Raw genomic sequence first — 20306 nt, forward strand, 5'->3', positions numbered from 1 at the left:
CCGCCTTATATCATCTGTTCTTCCACGATATCCGATGCTGTTACTCTTTATGGGAATACCGGAGCCATCAGCAGTCCTTCTTCTTCCGGAAGTCCAAACATAATATTCATATTCTGAACTGCCTGACCGGCTGCTCCCTTTACCAGATTATCAAGTGCTCCCATTGCAATGATACGTCCGGTTCTTTCATCAATCTTAAAGTTGACATCTACATAATTGCTGCCCTCTACCCAACGTGTCTCCGGACATACATCCTTGTCAAGAACACGGACAAATCTCTCGTTTGCATAATATTTGTCATATGCAGCACGAACAGTATCGTAATCTACCTTTTCTTTTAATGAAGCATAGGCCGTAACCAGAATACCACGATTCATCGGAACCAGATGTGGTGTGAAATTGATCATGATCGGACTGCCGTATGCATATCCAAGCTGTTCTTCGATCTCCGGTGTATGGCGATGAGTCGTTACTCCATATGCCTTAATGCTTTCATTTACCTCACAGAACAGGTTCGGGATCTTTGCTCCTCGTCCTGCTCCTGATGTACCGGACTTAGCATCTACAATGATCGTATTCGGATCGATCAGCTTCTCTTTTACCAGCGGATATAAGGAAAGAATGGAGCAGGTTGTATAACAGCCCGGATTTGCCAGAAGTCTGCATCCCTTTACCTTATCTCTGTTGATCTCACACAGACCATATACGGCCTCGTCGATAAATTCCGGACTCTTATGCTCGATCTTGTACCACTTCTCGTAAGTAGCAACATCCTTAATTCTGAAATCCGCACTCAGATCAATGATCTTAACCTTTGATAAGATATCCTCATTTACAAGAGAAGAACATAAGCCCTGTGGAGTTGCCGTGAAAATAACATCTACCTTCTCAGCCAGCTCATCCATATTCTCGCCCAGACAGGTTGCATCCACGATCTGAAACATATTTCCAAATACTTCGTAATATTTCTTATCTATAAAACTTCTGGAACCATACCAGACAATTTCCACATCCTTATGTCCAAGAAGAATTCTTACTATTTCCTGACCGGCATATCCGGTTGAACCAATAATTCCTGCTTTTATCATATCTTACTCCAATCTGCTGCAAACGGTCATTTTCCGTTACAGCCATCGTCCTATTTGTATTTCTACACATTCATTTATCTTACTCTCTGCATTTTCTTCCGTCAACCGCTTTCATAGGAAAATACAGTTCGTATAATCTTCCATGATTATACAGTTATTATGCATAATATTCAAGCATTAATTAATAAATATGCAAAAATATTTTTTATTTTTATATCCCAGCATCGCATTCTTAATTTGATCATACATGTTTTATATATTTTCCAAATTATTATATTATGCAGAAAATGTTATATTTAAAGCAGCATTATTGCATTTCTCATAAAAATCAAAGCCAGCAGAACAGGATATCTTCCTTCTGCCGGCTTTATGCATGTTATGTATATTTTGTGTATAATATTAATCCAGTGCTTCTTTCTGAGGTACGGTTACTGTCGCTTCATAGCAGGAGAAGATCTCCTCTACGCGCTCCTGATCCGGTTTCTTTGTGATCAGACTGACGATCGGAACAAGGATCAATCCACCGATCATCGCTGCTGCACCACAGTTTACAGGTGACTGTAATGCCTGTGGAAAACTAAATAACTGCCATGTATTACTGATAAAGTTCAGTGTCATGATGCCTACGCCCCAGATAAAACTAACAAGGCAGGCTGCCACTGTCGTGCGTTTCCAGTACAGACCATATAAAAACGGAGCCAGACAGGCACCTGCGATCGCACCCCATGAAATACCCATAAGCTGTGCGATAAATGCCACCTTGCTGGAATACTGAATGACTGCAATGACCGCCGATAATGCGATAAATACTACCAGCATGATCCGCATTGTAAGGACCTGCTTCTTCTCTGACATTTTCGGTGCGATCGATGCTTTGATAAAGTCGATCGTAAGTGTGGAGCTTGAGGTCAGAACCAATGAAGATAAGGTAGACATCGAAGCAGATAATACAAGGATAACCACCAGTCCCATCAATACTTCCGGAAGATTCTCAAGCAGGTGTGGAATGATCGCATCAAATCCTTCTGTTGCTACATCCGTCTCGGTCAGACGTCCAAAACCACCAAGGAAATAACATCCTCCGGCTACGATCGTTGCAAATAAAGTAGATACGATCGTTCCAGTCTTGATTGATTTCTCATCTTTGATCGCATAAAATTTTTGGATCATCTGAGGAAGGCCCCATGTTCCAAGTGAGGTTAATATGACAACACATACCAGATTGAAGATATCCGGTCCAAGGAAGGATGCAAATACACCCGGTGTATCCGAAACCGCCGGATCATTTACACGAGCCAGCTTGTCTAACGCACCTGTAAGTCCGCCTCTCTCGTTTAATACTGCATAGATAACTGCTACTATACCAACCAGCATGATCAGTCCCTGAATAAAGTCATTGATCGCTGTCGCCATATACCCGCCAACAATTACATAGATACCGGTAAGAACTGCCATAGCAACAACACAGATCTTGTAATCAATGTCGAACGCCATTCCAAACAATCTGGAAAGACCGTTATACAATGAAGCCGTATATGGGATCAAGAATATGAATATGATCCAGGAAGAAATGATCTTCATGGATTTGCTGTTATATCTTCTCTCAAAGAATTCCGGCATTGTTCTGGAATCCAGCTTCTGCGTGATCAGTCTGGTTCTTCTGCCAAGCACTACCCATGCAAGCAGAGACCCAAGGATTGCATTTCCAATTCCGATCCATGTGGATGCAATTCCGTATTTCCATCCAAACTGTCCTGCATATCCAATAAAAATAACTGCCGAAAAGTAGGACGTACCATATGCAAATGCTGTAAGCCATGGGCCTACGCTTCTTCCTCCCAGTACAAATCCGTTCACATCTGTGGCCTGTTTTCTTGCATAAAATCCTACACCGATCATTATGCCAAAGAATACAACAAGCATAATCACTTTAATAACCATGTCGACCTCCCGTCACTTCTCATTTTTGTATTCGCAGAATTTTACAGTCAACTTTCCACCAACAATAGCGCATCTTATAATTTCTGATTTTCGAATTCTGACATAATCCGGCTAATTTTGCTTTATTGCGTTGAAGTCAAGTGACTTTAAAGTTCTACGTTTTAAACCACAAAATAGATTATATTGGATACATCCATTTTCGTCAATATAAAAAACGACTTCCTTGCAGATATTTTTTCAGCTTTCGCCAAATATTTCATTCTGCTGTTCAGAAGTCGTTTTTCCAATCTGTTTTTAGCACTTCATAAACCCGCTGCATAGATCCAAATTCATATCATTACTTTGGATCTATGCTGTTTGAGCTCGATCTTCACATTAATGTGTCTTCTCATATGCCAACACTTTTTCTGCAATCGTATCCATGAGTTCTTCTACGGAAAGTCCCTCGGCTTTTACCGTGATCTGTGCATATTTTTCATACAATAAGATTCTCTCGTTATAAAGATCCTTTAAAGTCTGACCATCCTTCAACACTACGCCACGCCGTTTTACATTTTCCAGTCTGGAAGCGATCACTCCATATGGGAGCTCGATATATACTACAATATCATTTTTTACATAATGCTGCATGGCTTCATCACAGTATACGACACTTCCTCCGGTTGCAATAACCGTATTCTTTAAGTCAATTTCTTTGTTTACATCATTTTCTATCTGAAGGAACCCATCATCTCCATATTCTGCGATCAGCTCACGAAGCAGCTTACCATGCTTCTTCTGGATCAACACATCTGCATCTACAAAATCAAATCCAAGAACCTTGGCAAGTACCACACCGATCGTACTCTTTCCACAACCAGGCATTCCGATCAAAACTATATTTTTCATCTTCTTTCTCCATTCTCTGTATTTTAATTTTCTATATTATCCTAATCTTTTCATTTGTTCTCTGTATTCATTACTTCTAATTTAATCCCATTTCTGTTTATTCAAGGATTTTTATTATTACTTGTGTCATATACATCCCATAACGCGAAGGACATATACCCATACCGTTATCGTGACCGATGAAAACAGGGTTGTCAGCACGATCGTATTTGATGACAGGACTTCATCATTATTCATATTCTTAGCCATGATATAACAGGTTACCGTGGACGGTGAGCCTGTCATGATCAGGATTGCTGCCAATTCACTCGGTGCAAACCCAAGCTTAACCGCAATCGGCATATAGATCAAAGGAAATACGACTAGCTTCATAAGAGCTGCTGTAACCGCAGGCTTCATTTTCTCCAGTGCTGCTTTTGTATTAAAACCTGCTCCTATGGCGATCAATGCGATCGGAGTCGCCGTCTGTGCGATATAATTGATCGTCTTCATCGGTATCGCAGGAATCGGAATATTCAATAATGAAAACGGAACTCCGAGCACGATGCCGATTATGATCGGATTCTTTAAAATATTAATGCATGCCGTTTTGATTCCGTCTGCACCATGGATATTATCTCTGCCCCCAAAGGTCAGCATAATAACGGACAGGATATTGAACAATGGTACCGCCGCAACGATCATAAGCGGAGCCATCCCTGAGCTTCCACAGATATTTTCTACAAAGGCAATTCCAAGCACCGCCGCGCTTCCTCTTGCCGATGCCTGCGCAAACGCTCCGACCATCGTCTTATCCCGGCAATATATCTTTGCAAAGCACCATGCACATGCAAACATAATAAAAGTTCCGAAGAAACAAAACGCCACAAATTTCATATTTACGTCTTTTAATACCGAGGTTGTTGCGATATCCCGAAACAAAAGCACCGGAAGGGATACCTTAAACACATATTTATTTGCTATATTTGCAAATTCATCATTGATCAGCCCAATCCGTTTCAGAAACCACCCCAACAGAATCACCAGAAAGATCGGCACTGTCGCATTTATACTAAATAAAAAATCACTCATTCCATTCTCTCTTTTCTTAATTAAACTGTCGCAGCCCTTACTATAGCACAGCTTGTTACCCGATTCAATTTTTATCCGATTTTTTTAAAAGATCTATATGCAACAGATACATACCTGCCAGATCTCGAAAACTTTAAATTAATGCTAAAATGTATGAGATTATCATCAGTCCATATATAATATTCAAAAAAATAAATACTGGAAAGTGGCTTAAAACCTAAGGAAATCCGCTTTGCCAAAAAAAAATGCAAAAAAAAATAAAATTTATTGTTGACATCAAAGGGGTGTTTATGTATAATATGTCTTGCGTCAGAGATATGACGAACATAAAAAAACGACAAACACTTTGTTCCGGGGTGTGGCTCAGCTTGGCTAGAGCGCTTGATTTGGGATCAAGAGGTCGCAGGTTCGAATCCTGTCACCCCGACTTAGATAATCATAAATCTAACACTGTTAAGCAATCATGCGGGTGTAGTTCAATGGTAGAACACTAGCCTTCCAAGCTAGATACGTGGGTTCGATTCCCATCACCCGCTCTTTATTTTCGCTAATATTTATAGCGGGAATTTAAAATGTGTCCGTAGCTCAGCTGGATAGAGCAACGGCCTTCTAAGCCGTGGGTCGGGGGTTCGAATCCCTTCGGGCACATTTATTTGTTTCATTCTGTGGCACTACTGCTGTTCCATATGGATGTTTCACTTATATGGTGGGTATGGCGCAGTTGGCTAGCGCGCCAGATTGTGGCTCTGGAGGCCGAGGGTTCGAGTCCCTCTATCCACCCTTTTCTTTATCGCATATTAAGCGATGCTTTTGGGTTATCGCCAAGCGGTAAGGCACAGGACTTTGACTCCTGCATTCGCTGGTTCGAATCCAGCTAGCCCAGTCAAAAACTTAATTTATATGGGCCATTAGCTCAGGCGGTAGAGCACTTGACTTTTAATCAAGTTGTCCGGGGTTCGAGTCCCCGATGGCTCATTAAAATTTCAGATATAATTTTATATCTGATTTTTTTATATCTACTCTTCTATTCTTTTATTCTATTATATATAGAAGAAACTCTGCGGATATGGCGGAATTGGCAGACGCGCTAGATTTAGGTTCTAGTGTCAACAGACGTGCAGGTTCAACTCCTGTTATCCGCATCAAAAAAGGCAATCATAATCGATTGCCTTTTTCTTTTATCTGATATTCTGTTACTAATTATTCAAAATTACACAGGACATCTCCATATTATACTCTCTTGTAAATCCATCATCATCATACAACTGATAACTGCTTCCCGCATACCCAAGTAACTGTAGCTTCTTCGTATCAATATCCGCAACGCACTCGGCAAAGTCAGCAAGAGGAATGCATTTTCCTTTCCGAATAAATAAAATCACTTCATTCAACGGCACTTCTACAAAATGATGTCCTTTTTTCATCTCGGTCTGTTCAATATCACCCTCAGCCTTGAAACGGACAAGCATCATATCCTCCGGCAGATAAACATATCTTCCGATTGCATTCTGTGTATATACCGGTGCGATCATGATCTCATTACCAAGCATAAGCTGGTCTTCTACATTTACCGCCATACGATCTTCCGGATATTCAAATGCAAGCGGTTTGAACATCATTTCATCATTTAAAGCAGCCTTCATATATTCACTGTAAATATATGGAAGCAACCGATAACGAACACCTATGATATGTCTGAAATCTTCAATCTGCTCAAACTGATAGCACTCCTGCTCTCTTGTGCCAAGGCATGCATGATTACGCATCAGCGGTGTAAATACACCAAGCGCGAGCCATCTGAGCAAAAGATCTCTGGTCGTATTACAGCCAAATCCACCCAGATCTGCCCCTGTATATAAGAAACCACACATATTTAATGATGGAAGCATTTTCAGATTTAACAGGATATGGGACCACCAGGATTTATTATCTCCGGTCCAGATACCGCCATAACGATGCATTCCGATATAAGATGATCTGGAAAACAACAGGCATCTTTTCTCCGGACAGATCTCTCGAAGTGCTTCACCTGCTGCCCGTGTCATATTATAACCGAAAAGGTTATGTACCTGATCATGACGCACCATCTTTCCATTCACATTATGATACATCGAAGCATAGTCTTTGGCATTATTAGCCAGATCTACTACCATATCCCGGATTCCCCAGACATCATCCACGGATTCATCTTTATCAATAAATTCCCGCATTGCCTCTTTCACATCACAAACGCCTTCCGGTGTATAAAAAATTGCCGGTTCATTCATATCATTCCAGAAGCCTTCAATTCCTGCATCTGTAAGAAGCTTATATTTTCCGCCAAACCATTTTCTTGCTTCCGGATTCAATACATCCGGAAAATGTGTGTATCCCGGCCATACAGCTGCAACAAAATCACTTCCGTCCTCTCTTTTACAGAAATAATTGTTTGCTACGCCTTCTTCATACACATCATATCCTTCTTCAATCTTCACTCCCGCATCAATAATCGGGATCAAGCGTATATTTTCTTTTTTCAACTCTTCTACATATTCAGAAAAATCACCAAATGCTTCATTTATCGTAAAGTCTTTATAATGATCCATATAATCGATATCCATGTATACCATATCGATCGGTATATGATTTTCTCTGTATTTCTTCACAACATAAGCAAAATCTTCCGGTGTCTTATAACCCCAACGGCTCTGTCCAAAACCGAAAGCAAACTTTGGAGCAATATAACTTTTTCCTATCATTTGTCTGAATTGTTTTACAATATCATATATACTTTCGCCTGTGATCACATAAAGATCCAAATCTGCTTTATCGCAGAAAATATGAAGTTCATCCATCTTAGTATATCCGATATCAAATACCAGCGAAGACGGATAATCTATGTACAATCCAAATGTTCTCTCGCCGGATATAATAACAAAATTATGAGATGCATATAAAGAATAAACATCCTCATGATGATTCGGAATATCTGTATTATTGCTTATATATTTATATCCTCTTTTGTTGATTCCACGATTTGCTTCACCAAGTCCATATACTGCATCCTCTGCTTTCATATCATAAAGAAATGAAAAGCCATCATCCAGATTTACTGTTCCAACTTCAGGCATACCTTCCGATGCCTCAAATGACGCAACAACCGATTCTGTAAAAAACGGATTACCATATGTGTATTTTTTTATCATTCTCATTTCCTCTTTTTCTTTTTATTTGGTATATAATTTATTATACCTGATAATGTTATTATATTATCTTTCCATTCGTTTTTCTTACATTATTTTTATAAATTTGTTGCACAATATTGACTTATTAATTTCTTCCCCTCGTCATCCTATGTCATTCACTTTTTTCCCAAAAATCAACCGGTTCGAAATCCAGCAGTTTCGCAAGAAAACCACATTCCTCCAGATCCTTCTGAATATTATCCAGGATATCTTCTGAATCTGCCTGTACCGTGTGATAATGGTAATTGTCGGTTATCTTAAGAAGCGGCGATGATTTTCCACTGCTCAAGGTCTTTACATATTCATAAATATCTTTTCTGGTTTTTATGTTCATCGGAGCTTTTACAACTCCATAAATCTTATGATATACAAATACATCCAGAATCCTGCCGCCATTATCTACGATGATCTGTAATTCTTTCTCTATCTCTTCCGCAGTATGACGCACCTTGAATATTCGTTCACATTTTCCCGGCTTTAATAACACATATCCCCGGTTTGTTGAAACAATATTATTGTCAGCCGCACGAAGCAGGGCAATATCCTGTACGATCACCTGCCTACTCACACTGAGCCTCTTTGCCATCTCCGCCCCCGCAATCGGCTCTTTACTCTTCGCAAGCATCGACAACAGTTTTTCCCGTCTTTCAACTCCTGTCATGTTCTTCCTCCCAATCTTATCATCCATTAGCCCATTCTATTTCTCATGTAAACCTTCCCTGCACCCAAAGGCACCAGAAATTTTGTTACAATATTCAGTTAGATTCTATGAAGATTTTTCAGAGAAATATCCATGATCGGAGCGGAATGTGTCAGTGCTCCACTTGATATATAATCAACACCAAGGTTCTTCAAGCGCTCGATATTTTCTGCTGTTACATTACCTGATACCTCGATCTCTGCCTTGCCATCAATGATGCCGATCGCTTCTTTTAACATTTCATCTGACATATTATCCAGCATGATAATATCCGCTCCGGCTTCAACAGCCTCCTTTACCATATCCAGATTCTCAACCTCGACTTCGATCTTTCTGACAAACGGTGCATATTCCTTTGCCATACGGATTGCCTCTTTCACTCCGCCTGCTGCGCCTATATGGTTATCCTTCAGAAGGACTCCGTCCGAAAGATTATATCTGTGATTATGCCCACCGCCGACACGAACTGCATATTTTTCAAAAATACGATTATTCGGGGTTGTCTTTCTGGTATCAAGCAACTGGATCTTGCTTCCTGCAAGAAGTCCTGCAACCTTATATGTGTACGTAGCAATACCGCTCATCCTCTGCAGATAATTCAGTGCTGTCCGTTCTCCCGATAACAATACACGGATATCCCCGGTTACAACTCCCATCAACTGTCCTGCCTTTACCTCATCGCCATCCTTGCAGTAGAGTTCTGTCACGGTTGTATCATCTAATAATTCAAATACTCTCTTAAACACCTGTAAACCACAGATGATTCCATCCTGCTTGCAGATTAACTCTACCTTTCCCATGCATGCCTCCGGCATAACGGAATTTGTTGATACATCCTCACTTGTAATATCTTCTTTTAATGCTCCAAGAATAAATGGATCTACATTTAATTTTAAAGTAATCTGATCGTACATAATATCCTCCTGAATGATTTTTCTATGCTTCCTGTCTGTGCAGGTCTTCTTCGTTTTCCCTTGCAATCTCAGCCTTAAGCAGTGCTTTATATTCTGTTGCCAGCTTCTTCTTGTCTGTATAATCGTCTTCTCTGTAAGAGATTTCTTCTATCTTTGTCCGGTCGAACTGCTCAGTCATTTCCTTTGCGGCCCGCTTGGCAAATACCAAGCTCTCAAGAAGCGAATTACTTGCCAGTCGATTCTTGCCATGAACTCCGTTACATGCAGTCTCTCCGATCGCATACAACTGATCCATCGATGTCTTACTGAACAAATCCACCTTGATACCGCCCATGAAATAATGCTGTGCCGGCACAACCGGTATGCATTCTGTATACACATCATATCCCATTTCTTTGCAATGCTCAACGATATTCGGGAAATGTTCTTCTAATTCTTTTCTATCAATCACAGTCATATCTTCCCAGACATAATCTGTCCCGTCCTTCTCCATCTGTTTGCGAATCTCGATTGTCAGCAGATCCCTCGGAAGAAGTTCATTTACAAACCGCTCATGATTCTTGTTATAGAGCAGCGCCCCCTCGCCACGAACCGATTCCGAGATCAGAAAACTCCTGTCTTCCGGCTCTTTGCTATATAAGGTTGTCGGATGAATCTGGACATAGTTCACATGCTCTGTCTCAATCCCATGCTTTAATGCGATCGCAACGGCATCTCCGGTCAGGTGTCTGAAATTAGTCGAATGTCTGTAAATACCACCAATTCCCCCACAAGCAAGCATGGTATAGTTTGCCATGATCGGGAAAATCTTATTCTCCGCATCCCTTGCCACCACACCGTAACAGCAATTATCCTTACACAGGATATCCACCATGGTTACATGTTCGTAGATCGTCACATTCGAAAGCTTCTCTACATTGCGGAGCAGGGTACTTGTGATCTCTTTTCCTGTTACATCCTCATGAAAAATGATACGATGATGGCTATGTGCTCCTTCCTTTGTATAGCTAAGACTGCCATCCGGCTCCCGATGGAAATCCGCTCCATACTTTACAAGATCATTTACAACATCGACCGATGAACGTATCATAACTTCTACACTCTTTGGATTATTCTCATAATGTCCCGCCTTCATGGTGTCTTCAAAATAACTGTCATAGTCATCTTCTGATTTCAACATACACATGCCACCCTGTGCCAGGAAGGAATCACTGTGTTCTACGATATCCTTTGTTATGATCGTTATCTGTTTATCACTGGGGAGATTCAATGCAGCATATAAACCTGCGCATCCACTTCCCACAATTAAAATATCTGTCTTCATATTGTTTCTCCAACTATATTTATTCGTTTTTCTTCTTGTATAAAAAAGCGTTGCCTTAGTATACCACGTTCTGTTGTACATGACAATATAGTATTTTACACCACTTTACAGGTGTCTTGTCAGTTATAAAACAAAAATAAGAAGTAAGATTTGGCATCGAAGCACATGTACCTTTATTCCGCAAGACGCTTCCGCTCTATTTCTCCCTTTTCCACAAAATTTCCACTAACTATAAATGAATACTTTTCATATATCTTTTTAGATAAAAATAACCGAATTAGCTCTTTATAATTCAAAAAACTAATCCGGTTATTTTACTCACTTTGATTCAGCTCAAATTTTTGATTATTCAGCGTCTGCTACAGGCTCTGCTGCCGGTGCTTCTGCTGTCTCGGCAGGCTGCTCTGCCGGTGCTTCTTCCTCGTCATCATCGTCATCATCGAAGAAGTCGTCATCAAAATCATCATCAAAATCATCATCAAAATCATCAAGAAAATCAGGTGTCAGGTATGAATATACTGCATATGCAATACCTGCGATCGCTGCTACTGCACCGATGATCGCAAGGATCACAAATACAACACCTTTTGCCTTTTCTTCTGTTGGTTCGCTTTTTACTAAGATTACATCATTATTTTTCATTATAAACTACCACCCTTTCATTTAGTTTCTGTATGCCGTCATTATAGCATACTCTTTTTTCTATTTCTATATTATCTTGGAATTATTATAATTTCTTTATTCTTCCAGACGCTTTAATTTTGCAAAGGAAGCAAACATTTTTCTTGTACCGCCACGATCGAAATCTACCGTCACCTCATAATCTCTGCCGCCCTTTACAAGCTGCGTTACAGTTCCATTTCCAAATTTCATATGACGCACCCGATCACCTTCTCCATAGTCGAGAACCAGTTCCCGGTTCACGGTAAATTCTTTGCCAAATGATGGTTTGGTCGATGGTGTTATACTGATCGGCTCTTTCTTTGCCTTACTGTAGCTGCTGTATGGATTCGATGAAGAATATCCGGAACCTGTTTGCGACGATTTTCCATGATATGAGCCTTTTCCATATCCTGACTGTCCGCTGCTACCATACCTATTTCCGGTATATCCGGTGTCTGCAAACTGCCGTTCTTCCATCCGTTTTACATGCCTTGTAATATCACCGGAATCCTGGAACAGCAGCGGCGGAATCTCTTTAATAAATCTGGAGATGTCATTGCAGTTTCTACTTCCATGCAGCATACGGTTTCTTGCACAGGACAGATATAGCTTCTTCATCGCTCTTGTAATTCCTACATAGCAAAGTCTGCGTTCTTCTTCCAGCGCATCTTCATCATCCGAATTGATCGCCATCGCACTTGGGAAGATTCGCTCTTCCATGCCACATAAGAATACATATGGGAACTCCAGTCCCTTTGAACCATGGATCGTCATTAATTTAACCATATTATCATCATCGGACATTTTATCGGTCTCCGAAACCAGCGCGATATCCTCCAGAAAATCTGCCAATGTCGCTTCCTCATAATCGGTTTCAAACTGAACCACACGGTTTCTTAACTCATCGATATTCTCAAGTCTCGCCATCGATTCATCCGTGTGCTCCGCTATCAGTTCATCTTCATATCCGGTATCCTCCAGAATGCGGTCAAATAATGTACTGAGTGGTTCCTGCTCCTCTATTATCCCCCGAAATCCATCGATCAATTCCACAAAGCTGGAAATTTTTGCAACCGAACGCTGTAATCCCGGAACTTGCTCTATGATCTGCATGGCTTCCATCAGTGTCATATCATTTGCTGCGGCAAATGCGGCCACCTTATCAACGGTAGCATCACCGATTCCACGCTTTGGTACATTGATGATTCGTCTGAGATAGGTATCGTCTGTAGAGTTATTTACAACCTTCAGATATGCCATTATATCTTTAATTTCTTTTCGTTCATAGAAATTCTGACCACCGTAGACCCGATGTGGTATTCCTCGCATAACCAGCTTCTCACCAAGGATACGAGACTGTGCATTCGTACGATATAGTAAAGCAATGTCTTTATACTGTGCACCATTTGCTGTCAGACGGATGATCTCATTTACGACACGATCCGCCTCCATGTATTCATCCTCACTCTGATTAAATACAAGCTTCTCGCCATCTCCCTGATCTGTCCAGAGGGCTTTATCCTTTCTTCCTTCGTTATGCTTGATCACCGCATTTGCAGCCGCCAGAATATTTCCACAGGAACGATAATTCTGTTCCAGCTTCACGACCTTCGCATCCGGATATTCCTTTTCAAAATTCAAAATATTCGTAATATTGGCACCACGGAATTTGTAGATTGACTGGTCATCATCACCAACGACACAAAGGTTTCTGTATTTGGAAGCAAGCTGCTTCACCATCAGAAACTGTATGTGGTTTGTATCCTGATACTCATCCACCATAATATAACGAAATCTGTCCTGATATAATTCCAGTACATCCGGATTATGTTCAAAAAGCTCAACCACCTTGTAGATCAGATCATCAAAATCAAATGCATTGAATTTACGGAGTCGCTTCATATACTCGGAATATACGGTTGCCGTCTGTGTCTTCACAAAATCTGTCGCATTCATCTTCGCATACTGATCCGGTGAAATATACCGTTCCTTTGCATTTGATATCTCTGCCAGGAACATCTTCTCCGGATACTTCTTCGGATCGATCTTCAATTCCTTCAGAATATTCTTGACCGCAGATTTCTGGTCATCCGAATCATAGATATTAAAATTTGTTGCATAACCGAGCCTGTCTGAAAACCGTCGCAGAATCCGTACACATAACGAATGAAAGGTGCTGACCCATACTCGTTCAGCACCCTCTCCAACAATGTTATTTACTCTGTCTCTCATTTCGGCTGCGGCTTTATTTGTAAATGTTATCGCAAGGATATTATATGGATTCACTCCGATCTCATCCATCAGATACGCTACCCGGTGGGTGATTACTCTGGTCTTTCCTGATCCGGCACCTGCCAATATCAGAAGCGGTCCATCGACATGTCTGCATGCCAGATCCTGCATGTCATTTAATCCAGCCATCGCTTTTGTACTCCTTTATATCAGCTTTGTTCCGCAGTTACCACAGAACTTTGCTCCATTTGTAGGGGTTCCGCAGTTCGGACAGAACTTAGGAGCCGTACCATTTCCGGTTGGAGCTGCCTGCTGATTCATCTGTCCGTTCATGTTGTTCTGCAGATTACCGGTCATCTGATTTGCCATCATCATACCCATCTGCATTCCCATCATACCGCTGGCAACATCTGCCATATTGGTTCCACCTTTTCCGTTGGAATTTGCAAGTGCATCTACCATCTTCACCTGCTGGAACCGTCCCATGTCACCAAGCATCGTATACTCAGCAGCCTGATCTGCACGTTTTGATATATTCTCAGGATATGTAAATTCGCTGATTCTGAAATCTGTCATGGTCAGACCGATCTTGATCAGTTCCATATCCAGATCTTCTAAAATACCCTTTGCAATATCCGTTGCATTTGCCATCAGATTGAATACGTCACCGCCGACCTTTGTGATCCATTTGATCAACAGTCCATCTAAGATTCCCTTAATACGGTCTCTGACATCATCCACTGTAAAGATTGCCTTTACCCCGGCGATTCTCTCGATCAACACATTGTAATCATCAATCTTAAATGAAAACTTACCATTTGACCGTACAGGAAGTCCGCCCGGAAGTCCCGGTGCCTGTAAACGGATTGGGGAACTGGTTCCCCAGTTACAGGTAAACTCTTTCGTATTGATGAACAGAACCTCTGCACGAAGTCCTGAGTTGAAACCAAACTTAAATCCCTTTAATGTAGAAAGGAATGGAATGATATCCGAATCAATCGTATAACTTCCTGATTCTGTGAAGATACCTTCTACCGCACCGTTATACAGGAAAATCGCATCCTGTCCCGGTTTAATGATAAGTCTGGAATCTTTCTTTATCTCTCGATTTGTCCATTTCCAGAAGAGCAGGTCATCTCTGTATTCTTCCCACTCAACTACATTGGCAAACTGATTTGAAAATAATCCCATCTGTTTCCTCCTATGAAAGTCCCATCTTTGCCTTTAATGCTGCAAGTTCGTCTGAAACTGCTGATGATGGTTCTGCATCGTATTTGCTCATCAGATCATCTGTCTCATCCTTGCCGCTGGCATTTAATTCTGCCATTGCATTTGCCTTGTCAAGCATCGCATCAGCCTTTGCTTCCATTCTGTCAAATGCTGAGATCGTTCCGGCTGTATCCGTTACGTTTCCCATCATCTTATTCATCTTCTCCTGCGTCTTTGCAACCTGAACCTTCGCCTTGATGGCGTCCTTTCTGTTGTTCAGATCCATGATATCCTTTGTCAGCTTATCATGCATCTCTTTCATCTTTGCTGCATTTCCGGCTGCCATATCATATGACTGCTGTAAAGACGTTCTCTTGGATGCTAACTGGTTCTTCTTCTCTAAGAACTTCATGGCATCTGCTTCATTTCCTGCAAGGAGTGCCTTCTCTGCATAGCTCTGCATCTTTGCGATATCTGCATCACAGTCATCGAGTGCACGTTTGCATCTGGTCTCATCTGCCATAACGGTTGCTGTCTCTGATTTTACGTTTCTAAGATCTTCCTGTAAGTCTCTGAGATACTGGTCGATCATCTTCTCCGGATCCTCTGCCTTATCAAGCATAGCGTTGATGTTTGCTGACATAATGTCTTTAAATCTTTTTAAAATCCCCATAAATAATTACCTCCTGTATATATTTACACTTTATGGTTTCTTGTTTTTCGAGCTCACAAACCCATAATATCATAACAGGCGTACGCTCCGCAACGCCTGAATCATGAATTAAATGTAAAGTATCACGCTTCTGTTCTTAGGTGGCTTTAAAGTTCATCGTCAAGGCTCTTATGGATGTTTCCACCGATCCGGAACTCCGGAATCTTCTTAGAAGATCCTTCTGCTGCCTTTCCTGCAACCCCTGCATCCGTAATTGATTCCTCTAACGGCACAGGTGTCCGATCCTCAAATAATGACTTTTTCTTTTCTTCCTTTAATTCATCCGCAATCTCAAATGCTGAATCCACAACCTCATCATGCAAAATATCATCATGAAGCTTCACCGGCTGTCTGGATGGTTTTACCTTGATCGGGTCTTCCTTCTTATCCTCGAAATCAAATTCCCACTGAACCATCTCATTTTCTTCTGCCTGCTTCTTCGCCTTCTGTTCTTCTTCTTCAAACCGATTCTTCTCATAGTACAGTTCATTTGCAAGGAGCTGGCTGATCTCTAAAATATCAGCATACCGTTCCTGCTTCTTCATATCCAGAAGTCCATCCATCAGCTCGCGTTTATTCTGCTCAATGACATCGGATTTCTGTCTGAGCGAATCCAATACACGGTCAGTTTCTTCACTAATCATATTATATGCCTGACGTACCGATTCATTGATCTCCATAAGCATCTCATTCGTATAAATGATCGATGCCGCATAGATCTCATTTGCTGTCCGAAGTGCCATCTTATCTTTCTTGTTCAGATCCTTTACCTGCCTCTGGACATAGAGTGGATTCGGCTTGCTCATACGGATCCGGCTTGCAGATTCTTCTGCCTCCACGATGATATCCTCAGCTTCTTTATTCGCATCCTTTATGATCTTGCCACGCTTATCCGTGATCTCATGATACGCTTTTAATTCTATATCTATCGTCTTTTTCAGATCTTCTATCATTTCCAGCATTTCTTCTTTATTTACAAGAACCTTTCCTGCTGCAAATGGAACATTCTGTCCGTCCTCAATCAATACCTGCATCTTATCAAGCAGTTGTTTTGCTTTTCCTTTTTCCATGTCTATTACTTCCTCCAACTATGGCTTTATAGGATTTTATTTACAGATCCGGTTTCTTATCATCTCTTGGAATACCTAAGAAATCCTGGATCAGATGTCTGCTGAAAAGCCTTCCTTCTTCACTTTCAAAATACCGCTCCGGGTGCCACTGAAACGCAAGAATACTCATGGTTGGTGACACAAATGCCTCAACCGATCCATTTTCTTCATCTACAACCAACGGATAAAACATTGTTGAAAGGTTTTCCAGATATACACAATCACTGTGAAAATTATTTATCTTTATATATCGATCCGATTTACAGATTTTTGCCATATGGTCAACACCTCGCGGTCTTGGCACTACAAACGGTGCAGAATATGAGATCTTTCCTCCAAAAAGAGCATTCAGATGCTGCATACCTCTGCATACCCCGATGATCGGTATCTCATTCTCCACACAGTACATAATGAGCCGTTCCTCCATCGCATCCCGATGCGGCTGCAGCTCTGCCTTATGCGGTTCTACATAATATTTCGGGTGAAGCGTACCGCCACCCGTTACGATCAGTACGTCAATCGGATCTTCAAATAAGGCTTCAAAATCTCTGGTGAAATTCGACACCGGATGAAGTCTTATTCCCATGCTTTCATAAAATTCCGTATAGGCAGCTTCCAGAACATCCGTGGATTTTCCATACATATTCTGACCTTCGCGTTGTGTTATCAGTGCGTGAAGCATACGCCTATTCCTCCTTCAGTATCTTTCCATTTTTACAATCAAGTGTCAGTTTGTCAAGTCCTGTTACATAATTATAAATAACGTCGCCACATCCAATAGCCGCCGGAATATTGAATTCCGCACATCGAATCGCCATATGGGATGCAACACCACCATACTTCGTAATAAAGCCCCGGATTCCTTTTGCAAAGATCCAGTCATAGCCGGGGTCTGCTTTCGGGATCACTACGATCTTATCTGCAACATCAACCGCTCCGGCATCATCACGCTTCGATTCCTCATCCTCCAATACGACAACTGCTCCGGTCACGATCTCCGAGGTAATAAAATTCGGTCTAGCCTCTACCATCTCGATATATTCCAACTGTTGCTTATTGCAGATCACATCCGGCAGGATCAGGTCAGAAGCATCTGTATATGCTTTCCGGTTCTCTGTGATCACCTGTTCCCATATCCTTCGGATCTCCGTTTCTGGTTTATGATACACTGCAATTATATCATCTACTGTGAGATATGCCATATCTTCTTTTGAAAAATTCAACATTTCTCCAATATTGATCAGAATATCGATTGCCAAGCTTAAGGATTTTGTAAATTCAAATTTAAAATATTCCCGTTCTTCCATGGAATCCTTTAAGAATTCCACAAATTTCTTTGCATCAACATCAAAGCCGATATCGGAAAGTGCCTGTTCTACCTTCTCCGGATCAAGCGGTGTATGCTTTAACCGTTCAATCCTCTGTCTCTGCTTCTTTGCTGTCTCACTTGCCTTGGAGCTGTCAAAATCCTGTTCCGCATACGTCTCACAGGTGATATCGTAAGTGCCGGAACGAAGATGCCCGTATTTCTCATCAAAGGCTGCCCTGGTAATCCGTCCTTCTGCAAAATCCTGAAAATCCGAATCGTACTCCGATGCTACTGTGTAGATTGACATCATAAAGTCATCAATCTCACGGCTCGTAAAATATCCCTTTGCACTAAGCGACCTGCAAAGAGCCTTTGAGATAAATGCAAGTCTTGCCTGTCTTGCAAATTTCGGTGTTCCGTACTGTTTGATACTCTCGATCAATTCTATAAAATAACGGATGGAAGTATTCACATCTTTTGCTGCCATCAGCCAGTTATTCCTGATATTCTCCCGATGCACCTTCAGCCCATTTAATGAACGGATATCCTGCATCCGATTCTGCCTGAAATTACAGATTACATGATCCGTCAGACGAAACAGACTGCCCGACAGATCCTGAATCTCTCCCTTCGTAAATCCATACTCTAATAATTCCTGTAACCGATCCTCCGTTGTAAAATCATAATTGGAAAATACTACCTCAAATTCAATCTTATCATGTGCTGTTATATCCGATAAAATCTTCCGGTCGTAAAATGCCAAAAGTTTTTTCACCATGTCCTCATCTAAATCCGCAGGCATCAGACACAGAAATGACTTCCGCAAGGATATATATGGTTTATTTCCGACCCTGTACATCAGATCACCGTCCACCACACGATATCCTATAGTGGTAAGTCCTTGATTCCACGCAGCCTTCGTTATGATCTCTCTGTAAAGGGAGAAATCAAGCGGATGCGGATTTACCCCTATGATCTCTGCCGGATTCCAGAATGCCATATCGGATAAGATTGCCTGTTTCTCATACAACAGATCACTGAGTTTTTGATACTGCTGTTTTGTCTCGTTTATCAATTCTCCAAATATACGATCATTCTTTGCTCTGTCTTCTTTGTAGTCAGATGGATTTTCCAGCTTCTTAATACAGGCCGCAAGCGGACGCACCTGAAAGATCGTAACTATCAGATCTGCTCCAACTGCAAATTCCACATCGAGTGGATACTCCGGAAAGATGTCTTCTAATTCCCTCATGGCTGTGACCAGAACACCCCAGTGCTCCGGGAGAGATGAACTCTCTGCTGTCCTTGCAATATAGATCGTCTTTCCTCCGCTTCCACTGGTTACCGCATCGGTCGAATCTTCATCATATGAGATTGCATAATACAGTCTTCCTGATTTGATCTCTCTGGAGAAGATAACTCCGCTGCTGATGATAGATTTCGTCTGCGTCTGGATCAACACCTGTTCATTCCTGATATCTGGCAGATCTTTTTTATAGGAATCAAATACTGTCTCAACCGCATGACATACAGCATCGCGATCATCAGCATCGACATCCAATATACTGTCATAATGACCCGCATTTGATGTCTCGGAGGAATCTTCATTGGAACAGGAGCTTCGAACAACAATCGTCTGTCCCTTAAACTGTGATTGAATATCGGCAAGGATCTGTTTCCGGTTCTCACCATACATTTTCCCGGTTACGATCATAAGGTCTTCTATTCTCGATTTTGTTATTCTGTTTTTCAAATAATCTAATGTATCTGCTTTTGTCAAAACCATGAAAAAATCACCTTCTACAACAAAACTGCACCTTAGCAGACCATATCATCTATACTAAAGTGCAGTATATTTTTTCTCTTTCGAGACACTATTCGTTTTGTTGGCTATTCCGACAGACTTTTGTTTCTTCCAAATC

At 41.3% G+C, this 20306-nt stretch carries 15 protein-coding genes and 7 tRNA genes; 7 read left to right on the forward strand and 15 right to left on the reverse strand.

The window, feature by feature from the left end; all coding sequences use genetic code 11:
- Nucleotides 1–47 precede the first annotated feature (47 nt).
- From argC to DXA07_RS12235, 4 genes are all read right to left on the reverse strand, one after another.
- The gene (argC, locus tag DXA07_RS12220; RefSeq protein WP_008401314.1) at nucleotides 48–1088 is read right to left on the reverse strand and encodes an N-acetyl-gamma-glutamyl-phosphate reductase; all 1041 of its coding nucleotides are present in this window, start codon (nucleotides 1086–1088) and stop codon (nucleotides 48–50) included.
- 399 nt (nucleotides 1089–1487) lie between these two features.
- Nucleotides 1488–3029: a sodium:solute symporter family protein gene (locus DXA07_RS12225; protein ID WP_118484789.1), complete on the reverse strand. Its 1542-nt coding sequence runs from the start codon at nucleotides 3027–3029 to the stop codon at nucleotides 1488–1490.
- Nucleotides 3030–3404: 375 nt separating this feature from the next.
- Complete coding sequence (locus DXA07_RS12230; RefSeq protein ID WP_021943667.1) at nucleotides 3405–3917, reverse strand: shikimate kinase; 513 nt, start codon at nucleotides 3915–3917, stop codon at nucleotides 3405–3407.
- A 126-nt stretch (nucleotides 3918–4043) separates the two neighbouring features.
- On the reverse strand, nucleotides 4044–4988 hold the full coding sequence (locus DXA07_RS12235) for an AEC family transporter (RefSeq protein WP_118484791.1): 945 nt from the start codon (nucleotides 4986–4988) through the stop codon (nucleotides 4044–4046).
- A gap of 352 nt (nucleotides 4989–5340) precedes the next feature.
- On the opposite strand from DXA07_RS12235, the gene DXA07_RS12240 reads away from it, so the two are divergent.
- The 7 genes from DXA07_RS12240 (at nucleotide 5341) to DXA07_RS12270 (ending at nucleotide 6130) form a co-directional block, all read left to right on the forward strand.
- A tRNA-Pro gene (locus DXA07_RS12240) sits at nucleotides 5341–5415 on the forward strand.
- 38 nt (nucleotides 5416–5453) lie between these two features.
- Nucleotides 5454–5524, forward strand: a tRNA-Gly gene (locus DXA07_RS12245).
- A gap of 38 nt (nucleotides 5525–5562) precedes the next feature.
- Nucleotides 5563–5636 (forward strand) — tRNA-Arg (locus tag DXA07_RS12250).
- A gap of 58 nt (nucleotides 5637–5694) precedes the next feature.
- Nucleotides 5695–5768, forward strand: a tRNA-His gene (locus tag DXA07_RS12255).
- A 31-nt stretch (nucleotides 5769–5799) separates the two neighbouring features.
- Nucleotides 5800–5871, forward strand: a tRNA-Gln gene (locus DXA07_RS12260).
- Nucleotides 5872–5890: 19 nt separating this feature from the next.
- Nucleotides 5891–5963 (forward strand) — tRNA-Lys (locus DXA07_RS12265).
- Between the two features lie 85 nt (nucleotides 5964–6048).
- Nucleotides 6049–6130: transfer RNA gene (locus DXA07_RS12270), tRNA-Leu, on the forward strand.
- Nucleotides 6131–6184: 54 nt separating this feature from the next.
- Here the strand turns inward: DXA07_RS12270 and DXA07_RS12275 are convergent.
- The 11 genes from DXA07_RS12275 to DXA07_RS12325 form a co-directional block, all read right to left on the reverse strand.
- Nucleotides 6185–8173, reverse strand: a complete 1989-nt coding sequence (locus tag DXA07_RS12275; RefSeq protein ID WP_117823344.1) for a TIM-barrel domain-containing protein — start codon at nucleotides 8171–8173, stop codon at nucleotides 6185–6187.
- A 151-nt stretch (nucleotides 8174–8324) separates the two neighbouring features.
- Nucleotides 8325–8873, reverse strand: coding sequence for a transcription repressor NadR (locus tag DXA07_RS12280; protein WP_044945249.1), 549 nt, complete (start codon nucleotides 8871–8873; stop codon nucleotides 8325–8327).
- A gap of 98 nt (nucleotides 8874–8971) precedes the next feature.
- On the reverse strand, nucleotides 8972–9826 hold the full coding sequence (gene nadC / locus DXA07_RS12285; RefSeq protein ID WP_021943998.1) for a carboxylating nicotinate-nucleotide diphosphorylase: 855 nt from the start codon (nucleotides 9824–9826) through the stop codon (nucleotides 8972–8974).
- Nucleotides 9827–9848: 22 nt separating this feature from the next.
- Nucleotides 9849–11150: an L-aspartate oxidase gene (locus tag DXA07_RS12290; RefSeq protein WP_118484793.1), complete on the reverse strand. Its 1302-nt coding sequence runs from the start codon at nucleotides 11148–11150 to the stop codon at nucleotides 9849–9851.
- Nucleotides 11151–11495: 345 nt separating this feature from the next.
- Nucleotides 11496–11792, reverse strand: a complete 297-nt coding sequence (locus DXA07_RS12295; RefSeq protein WP_021943996.1) for a hypothetical protein — start codon at nucleotides 11790–11792, stop codon at nucleotides 11496–11498.
- Nucleotides 11793–11888: 96 nt separating this feature from the next.
- Nucleotides 11889–14234 carry a UvrD-helicase domain-containing protein gene (locus DXA07_RS12300; RefSeq protein WP_117808794.1) on the reverse strand — a complete coding sequence of 782 codons (2346 nt, stop codon included), beginning with the start codon at nucleotides 14232–14234 and terminating at the stop codon, nucleotides 11889–11891.
- Nucleotides 14235–14249: 15 nt separating this feature from the next.
- Nucleotides 14250–15236, reverse strand: coding sequence for an SPFH domain-containing protein (locus DXA07_RS12305; protein ID WP_117785144.1), 987 nt, complete (start codon nucleotides 15234–15236; stop codon nucleotides 14250–14252).
- Between the two features lie 10 nt (nucleotides 15237–15246).
- On the reverse strand, nucleotides 15247–15927 hold the full coding sequence (locus DXA07_RS12310) for a PspA/IM30 family protein (RefSeq protein WP_118484795.1): 681 nt from the start codon (nucleotides 15925–15927) through the stop codon (nucleotides 15247–15249).
- A gap of 146 nt (nucleotides 15928–16073) precedes the next feature.
- Nucleotides 16074–17036, reverse strand: coding sequence for a hypothetical protein (locus tag DXA07_RS12315; RefSeq protein ID WP_118484797.1), 963 nt, complete (start codon nucleotides 17034–17036; stop codon nucleotides 16074–16076).
- Nucleotides 17037–17076: 40 nt separating this feature from the next.
- The gene (locus DXA07_RS12320; RefSeq protein ID WP_117808791.1) at nucleotides 17077–17757 is read right to left on the reverse strand and encodes a gamma-glutamyl-gamma-aminobutyrate hydrolase family protein; all 681 of its coding nucleotides are present in this window, start codon (nucleotides 17755–17757) and stop codon (nucleotides 17077–17079) included.
- A gap of 4 nt (nucleotides 17758–17761) precedes the next feature.
- Nucleotides 17762–20170, reverse strand: a complete 2409-nt coding sequence (locus tag DXA07_RS12325) for a PEP-utilizing enzyme (protein ID WP_118484799.1) — start codon at nucleotides 20168–20170, stop codon at nucleotides 17762–17764.
- Nucleotides 20171–20306 lie beyond the last annotated feature (136 nt).

This window comes from Clostridium sp. AM54-37XD (assembly GCF_003478225.1).
GTDB classification, from domain to species: Bacteria; Bacillota; Clostridia; order Lachnospirales; family Lachnospiraceae; genus Coprococcus; species Coprococcus ammoniilyticus.